An 8,992-nucleotide genomic window follows, 5' to 3' on the forward strand; every position below is an offset into this window, starting at 1 on the left:
CGCTTGCCGTAGAACCGAGCCCGCGCTCGGCTTTTCCGGCGCAGCCGAGCGTGGGCTCGGCTCTACAGGGAGCCAGGTGCCGCCGTGGCCTCGGCACGCATCAGATTTCGCCAGTGGCGCAACGCCACCAGTGCATTGATCCAGAAACCGACGTACAGGATCGACGTCAGGTGCAGGCCACGGCTGTAGTACAGGGGCACGGCGATCGTGTTGACCAGCAGCCACACCCACCACGATTCCAGCTTGCGGCGCATCATCAGGATCTGCGCGATCACGCTCAGCACCAGTACCGCCGAATCGACATAGGGCGCATAGGCGTGGGTCAGGCGGGTCAGCATCCAGCCGTAACCGAGCGTGGCCAGTGCCGCCGTCGGCAGCAGCCACATTCCCGTGCGCGGGCGCAGCGAGGTGATCGGCAGCGGTGCGCCGTGGTTGCCACGCAGCCATTGCCACCATCCCAGCACGCTGATGGCGATGAAGAAGAACTGCAGCACCATGTCGGCGTACAGGTGTGAGCGCTCGAAGACAAGGGCGAACAACGCGCAGCCGACGATGCCCATCCACCAGGTGTGGACGTTGTTGCGTCCCGCCAGCAGGATCGAGCCTGCGACCGCTACGTTGGCGGCCAGCTCCAGCTGGAAGTTCGGATCGGACAGGTTCATGCGGCCATTGTCGTAGATCCGCAGCCCGCGTGGATGCGCGCTGCACAAACAAAAGGCCCCGCTTGCGCGGGGCCCTTCGTGTACCGGATCAGGCCGTGGCCTGGATCAGAACTTGTACTGCAGCGATGCGGCCAGCACGTCGCCACTGACCTTGTACTTGCCGATGACGGTGTTGGCCGTCGCCGAGGTCGAGTAGATGTCCGGATCCTTGGTGAACAGGTGGGTGTAGCCCACGCTGTACTCCAGCTTGTCCGACGCTGCGTAGGTCATACCCAGCGACAGCCACTTGCGGGTGGTGTCCGGCACGCGGACGTCACGGTGCTCGTAGGTGGTCGGGGTCTGATCGTAGGCCAGGCCGCCGCGCAGGGTCAGCTTGTCGTTGACCTTGTAATCGGTACCGATCGCCGCGAAGGTGGTATCGCGGTAGTGGAACGGCAGCACGCTGTCCGGCTGGTTGGAGTCATAGTCGACGGTGACCTGGTCGAACTTGCTCCAGGCAGTACGGGTGACTTCCGCCATGACCTGCCACTGGTCGTTCACCCGATGGGTGATGCCGACGGTCGCGCTGGCCGGCAGGGTGATGGTGGCGCGGCCGTTGCTGTCGATGAAGGTGCCGGTATTGGCCAGGAAGGCCGCGGCATTCTGCGGAATGGTGAAGTCGGCGGTGCCGTCGGTGATCTTGTGTTCGACCTCCGACCGGTAGCTGAAGGCGATGTTGGTGCCTTCCACCGGGCTGACGGTCATGCCCAGGGTATAGCCGACCGACACTTCGTCACCCTTGATGCGCAGGTAGCCATCAGCGGTGCCCGGAGCGAAGCCCAGCTGGGCCGCCTGGCGGGCGGCGGCCTGCGAAGCGGCAGCGGCCTGGGCCGGAGTACCGCCGGCCTGCAGCACGCGGGCGGCAGCCTGGCGCTGGGCCGTGGCGTTGATCGCGGTGCCGGTGTCGACGGCGCTGGTCAGGTCAACGTTCAGGCGCTCGGCGAACACCGAAGCACCAAACGACAGGTACGGGTTGACGTCGTACGAGAACGCGACGCCCAGGTCGATCGCCTGCAGTTCGGTCTTGACACCGTTGTAGCGGCCGACCCAGTCACGGTCGTATTCGGTCTTGAAGCCGAACGGAACGGTCAGCGAGGCACCGAAGTGCATGTTCTCGTTCTCGCCGAACGGCAGGTGGAAGTAGGCCGCCGGGACCGGGGCGATCATGCCGGCGTCGCCGCCGTTGCCACCCGAGATCGGCGCGCCGTTGCCGTATTCGCCACGGCCGCGGAACTTGGCACCGAAGCTGATGGCGCTGACGTCGCCCTGCAGCAGGGTACCGTCGAGCAGGCGCATGGAGGCCGGGTTGGTGGCGATGACCGAGGCGTCGCCTTCGGTCGAGGTGGAGCCGGCGAAGGCGCGGCCCAGGCCCTTGGCGCTGTTTTCCTTCAGCTGGAAGGCAGCAGCGTTGGCGTCGGCGGCGGCCAGCGCACCGGCAACGCCGACGGCCAGCAGGGTCAGACGGGCAATGGTGGAAGCGGTTTGCATCGTAGTTCTCTCTCCGGTAAGCGGTGATGTTGCTCTGAGTGCGCCTGCGCCCGGCAGGCCCTGGGGCCCATCGGAGCGCGCCGGATTCCCCTCCCGACATACGACGCCGTATGCGAGTATTACCCAGAGCCGTTAATGAAACAATAACAGCGGCGGCGCTTTTTTCGTCGCAAAACCTGAACAGGAGCGCCCCCGCCACGGAGCCCGGCGCGCTAGGCTTGTCGCCATGTTCGTTTCCCTTCCGTCGCGCAAGAAGGCCGCCCTGCGCTGGGCCACACCCGTGCTGTTTGCGGCACTGTGGCTGGCTTTCCTGTGGTCGATCTCACGGCCGGATGATGCCAGGGGCAGCCTGTGGCTCGACTGGGGCGCGCTCTCCACCGGGCTGACCCATCCGCTGGACTGGTGGGCCACCCTGCAGGACGGCAGCGTACTGCGCCTGTTCACAGCCCTGTTCCTGCATGCGGACTGGTCGCACCTGCTGGGCAACCTGGTCTTCCTGCTGATCTTCGGCCTGCCGGCAGAGCGGGTACTGGGGCCATGGCGCCTGTTGCTGCTGTTCCTGGTCGGCGGCGCGGTCTCCAACCTGGTGGCGATCTACACCATGGGCAGCCCGGACCAGATCATCATCGGTGCCAGCGGCGCGGTGTCGGCCCTGATCGGCGCCTACCTGGCCCTGTTCCCGGGCGCGCGACTGGGCGTGGTGATTCCGCTCGGCCTGTTCCTGGAGTTCGTGCGCGCCCCGGCCTACCTGCTGATCGGCGTGTGGGCAGCACTGCAGGTGGTGTTCGCCTACATCGGCCCGACCTTCGGCATGGTGGCCTGGTGGGCGCACATCGGCGGCTTCGTGTTCGGCGTGGTGTATGGCGTGTACGTGCGCGCAGCAATCGCGCGCCGCCTGCGCAAGCGGCACGGGTTCTAGGCAACCGGCCGGCGTCGCCGGGCGTGGCCCGGCGCTACCTCAGGGCTTTGCCGGGGCCGGGCTCGGCTTGGCTTCCGGCTTGGCTTCCGGCTTGGCTTCCGGCTTTGCGGTCGCCGCGTCGGCGGCCTTTTCCGCTTCCGCCTTCGCGGCTTCGGCCTTCAGTCGCGCGGCCACCGAGCCAGGATGCTTCAGTTCGGCGAGCGCATCGTTGATCGGACCATCGCCCGGCAACACCGCGCCTGCGCGATAACCTTCGGTACCTTCGTCGTCGCCGCGCAGATGACCCGGCAGTGTGGCTTCGCTGTAGTCGCTCAGGCTGGCCGGCAGTGCATCCTCGGCCGGCGTGGCGGCGGGTTTCAGCTCGACGTCCGGCACGATGCCGGTGGCCTGGATCGATTTGCCGCTGGGCGTGTAATAGCGTGCGGTGGTCAGCTTCACCGAATCGCCGTTGTCCAGCGGCAGCACGGTCTGCACCGAGCCCTTGCCGAACGTGCGGCTGCCGACCACGCGTGCGCGGCCATTGTCGCGCAATGCACCGGCCAGCACTTCCGAGGCGCTGGCCGAACCCGCATCGACCAGCACCACCACCGGTGCGCCCTTCAACAGGTCGCCCGGCGTGGCGTCGAAACGCGCATCGCTGATGCTGATGCGGCCCCGCGTACTGACGATGTTGCCCTTGTCCAGCAGATCGTCGGCCACCTGCACGGCGGCCGTCAGCAGGCCACCCGGGTTGCTGCGCAGGTCCAGCACCAGGCCCTTGAGCTGGCCACCCGACTGCTTCTGCAACTGCTGCACATGCTTCTGGAAATCCGAACCGGTGTCGGCCTGGAAGGTACTCAGGCGGATGTAGCCATAGCCCGGTTCGAGCAGGCGGCTGCGCACGCTGGTGACTCGGATCGTCTGCCGGGTCAGGCTGACATCGAACGGTTTCGGCCGGCCGTCGCGCACGATGGTCAGCACTACCTTGCTGCCGGCCGGGCCCCGCAGCGGCTCACTGGCATCGATCGCACTGATCGGCTTGCCATCGATGGCGATGATCAGATCTCCCGCGAGGATGCCGGCCTTGGCCGCCGGCGTGTCATCGATCGGCGCGATCACCTTCATGCTGGCGTTGTCCGGCTGCTGCTGCAGCTCGACGCCGATGCCCTCGTAGGCACCGGAGGCCTGCTCGTCGAAGGCCTGCGCATCTTCCTTGTTGAAATACGTGCTGTGCGGGTCGAGGTCGAGCAGCAGGCCACGGACCGCCGACTGCATCAGCTTGTTATCGTCGACCGGGTCGACATAGGCCGCGCGCACCGCGTTATACACCGCCACGAAACGGCGGATGTCTTCCAGCGGCACCTTCGAGGTCACCGCCTCCTCGCTGCTCGCCGCCTGCCCGCTGTTCGCAGCGGTCGGGGCCGGCGCGGTCTGCTGCGCCCAGGACAGCGCTGGCAACAGGGCCAGCAAGAGGGTGGCGGTACGGGCTGCGCGCATGGAGCACTCCTGTCGACGGTGGCATCGTGCCCAAGGCACAGGCACCGATTATGCGCGAAGCACAGCTAAATTCCCGTTGAACCCACGCAGTCCGTGCCGGCCCCGGGTTCAGCGGCGCTGCAGCCAGCTGTCCGGATTGACCGGCTGCCCACCACGACGCAGTTCGAAATACAGCGCGGTCACGCCCTGGCCGCCGGAGTTGCCGACCTTGGCGACCGCATCGCCACGGCTGACCCGCGCACCGGCATCCTTCAGCAGCGTGTCGTTGTGCGCGTAGAGGCTCATGTAGCCATTGCCGTGATCGACGATCAGGATCATGCCGTAACCGGTCATCCAGTCGGAGAAGACGACCGTGCCGTCCGCAACTGCGGTTACCGTGCTGCCGGCCGGCGCACCGATCAGCACGCCGCTGCTGGTGCGGCCATCCGGCAGCTTGCCGCCATAGCGCGCCAGCAGGTTGCCCGACAGCGGCCACCCCAGCCCCCCGACCTTCGGTGCCGGCGCCGATGCCACGGCCGGCGGCACCTTGGTCGCCGGCGGCGGTCGGCCTTCGGCGGCGGCCTGGCGTGCAGCGCGTTCGGCGGCGGCCTTCTCCGCGGCAGCCCGGCGCGCTGCCGCGCGACGCTCGGCTTCGGCCCGCGCTGCGGCCGCGCGCAGATTGGCCAGCAGGGTCTCCAGTGCCTTGGCATCCTGCCCCAAGGCCTGTTCCTTCTCGCGCCGGTCCTTGAAGCGTTCGTCCAGCGAGGCCACGGTCTGCGCACGTTCGCGACGATCGGCCGCCAGCGCAGCCGCCTGCTGCTTCTGCTCGCGCTGGGTCCCCTGCAGCTGCTGCTGGCGCTCGGCAATCTGTGCCTGCAGCGCCTCCAGCTCCTTGAGATCGGCAGTCAACGCGGTGATGCGCTGCGCGCGCTCGCGCTGCAGGTACCTATGGTAGGCCAGTGCACGGTTGGCATCGGCCACCGTGTCCTGTGACAGCAGCAGCTTGAGCGGGGCGTGGTTGCCCAGCTGATAGGCCGCGCGCAGCAACCCGGCCAGTTCGCGATGCTGCTGCGCCAGGTTGGACTGCAGGGTCGTGCGACGTCGCTCGGCCTCGGCCAGTGCCTGGTTCTGCTCGCGCAGCGCCGCCTCGGTCTGGGCCAGCACACGGCCGCTGCGGGCCACCTTCTCATCGGCCGCGCGCAGCTGCTGAGATGCCTGGCCACGCTGGCCCTCAAGCTGGCGGCGCTCCTGCGCGACGCCCTTCAGCTCGCTGCGCAGCTTCTGCAGCTTGCGCTCCGTTTCGCGCGTGTTCTGTGCACCTGACGGAAGCGGCAGCGCCAATGCCAAGGCCAGCCCCAGCAGCAGGCAGCGCCCGCCGCGGGCAGCGGCGATGTGATGTCGGCGTGAGGGGAAGGCGTTGTTGCGCAAGGGCTTTCCAGTGACTTCAGGCAGTTGCAGGGGCGATTGGGGAATGGTGACATCAACGCACGCGGCCTGCCAGCCGCACATCCACCGAGGGACCCATGAACATTCGATCCATTCCGCTGCTGTTGGGCGTGCTGTTGGCCAGCAGTCCCGCCTGGGCACAGGACAACATCAGCAAGGTCAACGGCAGCATCACCGCCGAAGCCGGGCAGCGCTACGGCAAGCTGGATACCGTCAACGGCGGCATCCGCGTCGGCGAAGGGAGCGAAACCGGCAGCATCGATACCGTCAACGGTGGGGTGAAGGTCGCCGACCGCGCCCGGACCGGCAGCATCGAAACAGTCAACGGCGGGGTGCGCCTGGGCCGTGAGGTGATCGCCCGCGGCAACGTCAGCACGGTCAATGGCAGCATCTTCAGTGATCGCGGCAGCCAGATCGAAGGCGGCGTGGAGACCGTCAACGGTGGCATCGGCCTGGTCGAGAGCCGCGTCAGCAAGGACGTGGAAACCGTCAATGGCGATATCACCGTGGGCATCGGCTCCCAGGTCGACGGCGGCGTGCGCGTGCGCAAGCCCAGCTTCAGCGTCTCGCTGACGGCCGTCCGCAAGCCGCGGGTCATCATCGGCCCGAACGCCGTGGTCAGTGGCGCCCTGCACTTCGAGCGGGACGTGGTGCTGTACGTGCACCGCACTGCGCGCATCGGCCCGGTCAGCGGCGCCGATCCCATTCCGTTCGACAGCGAAACCGCGCCGGCGGACTGAGCCCAACGATTCGGGGATACTCCCCGTTCCCGGCCGCACCACCGTGCGGCCCTCCCTTGTTTCCCAGGAACCGATGATGCCCCGCAAACTCCTCCTGTGCCTGGCCGCCGCGGCCGCGCTCAGTGCCTGCAAAGGCAATGACTCCCCGGCGCCGAGCGCCGGCACCGACAGTACCGCCCCGTCCACCGCGACCGCGGGCCATGCGTTCTCGCCGGAGATCAATGCCGCCGATTTCGCCGAGATGGTCAAGACCCTGGCCTCCGACGAGTTCGAAGGGCGAGCACCGGGCAGCAAGGGCGAAGAGCTGACGGTCAACTACATCCGCGACCAGATGCAGCGCATCGGCCTGCAGCCGGGCAACGGCGACAGCTGGTTCCAGGACGTGCCGATGACCGAAACCACGGCCGATGAGTCCACCGTGCTGAAGATCAACCAGGGCGGCAAGACCACCGAGCTGAAGTTCGGCACTGACATGGTGGTCGGCACGCGTACCGGCCAGGCCGAGATCAGCATCGATGCCAGCGACCTGGTGTTCGTCGGCTACGGTGTCGATGCACCGGAACAGAAGTGGAACGACTATGCCGGCCAGGACTGGAAGGGCAAGACGGTCGTCATGTTCGTCAACGACCCGGGGTTCCACGTCGATGACGAGACCCTGTTCGACGGCAAGCGCATGACCTATTACGGCCGCTGGACCTACAAGTTCGAGGAGGCCGCACGCAAGGGCGCCGCCGCGGCCCTGATCGTGCACGACACGGCCGGCGCCTCCTACGGCTGGGATGTGGTGAAGAACTCCTGGGCCGGACCGCAGTACGACCTGCCGGCCAAGGACGATCCGGAAGCACGCATCCCGGTGCAGGGCTGGCTGAGCGCCGACGCCGCACGCTCGCTGTTCGCCGCTGCGGGCCTGGACCTTGACCAGGCCTACAAGGACGCCAGCAAGCGCGGCTTCAAGCCGGTGCCGCTGAAAGCCACCGCATCCGTCGACCTCAAGAGCCGTATCGCACAGAAGCAGTCGCGCAACGTGGTCGGCGTCCTGCCGGGCACCAAGCGTGCCGACGAGGCCGTGCTGTACATGGCCCATTGGGATCACCTGGGCAAGCACGAGGGCGAGGAAGGCGACAACATCTACAACGGTGCGATCGACAACGCGACCGGCGTGGCAGGCATCCTGGAAGTCGCCGAAGCGATGGCCCACCAGGATCCGAAGCCGGAGCGTTCGGTGGTGTTCCTTGCCGTGACCCTGGAAGAATCCGGCCTGCTCGGCTCCAAGTACTACGTTGCGCATCCGACGTTCCCGCTGGACAGGATCGCCGGCGTCATCAACATCGACGCCATGTCCGTGGCCGGCCGCGCCAAGGACGTGACGGTGACCGGCTTCGGCAGCTCCGAGCTGGAAGACATCCTCAAGCCGCTGGCGGCGGCCCAGGGACGCACCCTGCACGGCGAAAGCTCGGTACAGAGTGGCTTCTACTTCCGTTCCGACCACTTCAATTTCGCCAAGGCAGGCGTCCCGGCGCTGTACGCCGACGGCGGCGAAGATCTGCGCGAAGGTGGGGTGGAAGCCGGCCGCAAGGCAGCAGCCGACTACGGCGCCAACCGCTACCATGGCCCGAAGGATGAGTTCGATGCGGCGAGCTGGAAGCTGGACGGCACTGTCGAAGACCTGCAACTGATGTATGGCGTCGGCAGGGAGCTTGCCGGTGGCGACCGCTGGCCGAACTGGTATGAAGGCAATCCCTTCAAAGCCGCCCGCGACACGATGATGAAGGCCAAGACCCCGGCCCGCTAACGAGGTCAGAGCGGCGCCCTTCGGGGCGCCGCTTTTTTTGTGCGATCGCAGCTCAGTGGCCGCTTTCCGCGCATAAAGAAAAACCCCGCTGCGTGAGCAGCGGGGTTTTGGGTATAAACCCTGGCGATGACCTACTCTCGCATGGCTTGAGCCACACTACCATCGGCGCGGCTGCGTTTCACTTCCGAGTTCGGGATGGGATCGGGTGGTTCCACAGCGCTAATTTCACCAGGGAGACGGTTGCAGCAGCGCCTGCGGCGCCAGCTTCGCGATCTTGCCCTTGGGCGGAAGCCACCCGGAAATGCAGTGCCTTCATTAAAAGGAAAAACCCCGCTGCGTGAGCAGCGGGGTTTTTGGGTATAAACCCTGGCGATGACCTACTCTCGCATGGCTTGAGCCACACTACCATCGGCGCAGCTGCGTTTCACTTCCGAGTTCGGGATGGGATCGG

At 66.8% G+C, this 8,992-nt stretch carries 7 protein-coding genes and 2 rRNA genes; 3 read left to right on the plus strand and 6 right to left on the minus strand.

The genetic code is table 11. From position 1 onward, the window contains the following. Positions 1-62: 62 nt before the first annotated feature. Together pnuC and ACVOKU_RS11980 are read right to left on the minus strand one after the other, a co-directional pair. Entirely contained in the window at positions 63-662 is a 600-nt protein-coding gene (pnuC, locus tag ACVOKU_RS11975) for a nicotinamide riboside transporter PnuC (protein ID WP_481560024.1), read from the minus strand. A gap of 105 nt (positions 663-767) precedes the next feature. Further along, positions 768-2,189 (minus strand): outer membrane protein transport protein, encoded by a 1,422-nt coding sequence (locus tag ACVOKU_RS11980; protein WP_065175449.1) that lies wholly within the window; start codon positions 2,187-2,189, stop codon positions 768-770. A 226-nt stretch (positions 2,190-2,415) separates the two neighbouring features. Here ACVOKU_RS11980 and ACVOKU_RS11985 point away from each other — a divergent pair, with 226 nt between their 5' ends. Further along, entirely contained in the window at positions 2,416-3,108 is a 693-nt protein-coding gene (locus ACVOKU_RS11985; RefSeq protein ID WP_053520204.1) for a rhomboid family intramembrane serine protease, read from the plus strand. Between the two features lie 39 nt (positions 3,109-3,147). On the opposite strand, the gene ACVOKU_RS11990 is transcribed toward ACVOKU_RS11985, so the two are convergent. Continuing rightward, positions 3,148-4,584, minus strand: coding sequence for a S41 family peptidase (locus ACVOKU_RS11990; RefSeq protein WP_481560025.1), 1,437 nt, complete (start codon positions 4,582-4,584; stop codon positions 3,148-3,150). 108 nt (positions 4,585-4,692) lie between these two features. Further along, positions 4,693-6,036 carry a murein hydrolase activator EnvC family protein gene (locus ACVOKU_RS11995; RefSeq protein WP_428992349.1) on the minus strand — a complete coding sequence of 448 codons (1,344 nt, stop codon included), beginning with the start codon at positions 6,034-6,036 and terminating at the stop codon, positions 4,693-4,695. A gap of 50 nt (positions 6,037-6,086) precedes the next feature. Between ACVOKU_RS11995 and ACVOKU_RS12000 the strand changes: the two genes are divergently transcribed. After that, positions 6,087-6,749 carry a DUF4097 family beta strand repeat-containing protein gene (locus tag ACVOKU_RS12000; protein WP_053520207.1) on the plus strand — a complete coding sequence of 221 codons (663 nt, stop codon included), beginning with the start codon at positions 6,087-6,089 and terminating at the stop codon, positions 6,747-6,749. 76 nt (positions 6,750-6,825) lie between these two features. Further along, the gene (locus tag ACVOKU_RS12005) at positions 6,826-8,541 is read left to right on the plus strand and encodes a M28 family metallopeptidase (RefSeq protein ID WP_481560026.1); all 1,716 of its coding nucleotides are present in this window, start codon (positions 6,826-6,828) and stop codon (positions 8,539-8,541) included. A gap of 118 nt (positions 8,542-8,659) precedes the next feature. Here the strand turns inward: ACVOKU_RS12005 and rrf (ACVOKU_RS12010) are convergent. Then, positions 8,660-8,774 (minus strand): 5S ribosomal RNA (rrf, locus tag ACVOKU_RS12010). 131 nt (positions 8,775-8,905) lie between these two features. After that, a 5S ribosomal RNA gene (gene rrf / locus ACVOKU_RS12015) occupies positions 8,906-8,992 on the minus strand; the annotation flags it as partial.

It is taken from the genome of Stenotrophomonas sp. STEN147, from assembly GCF_056757995.1.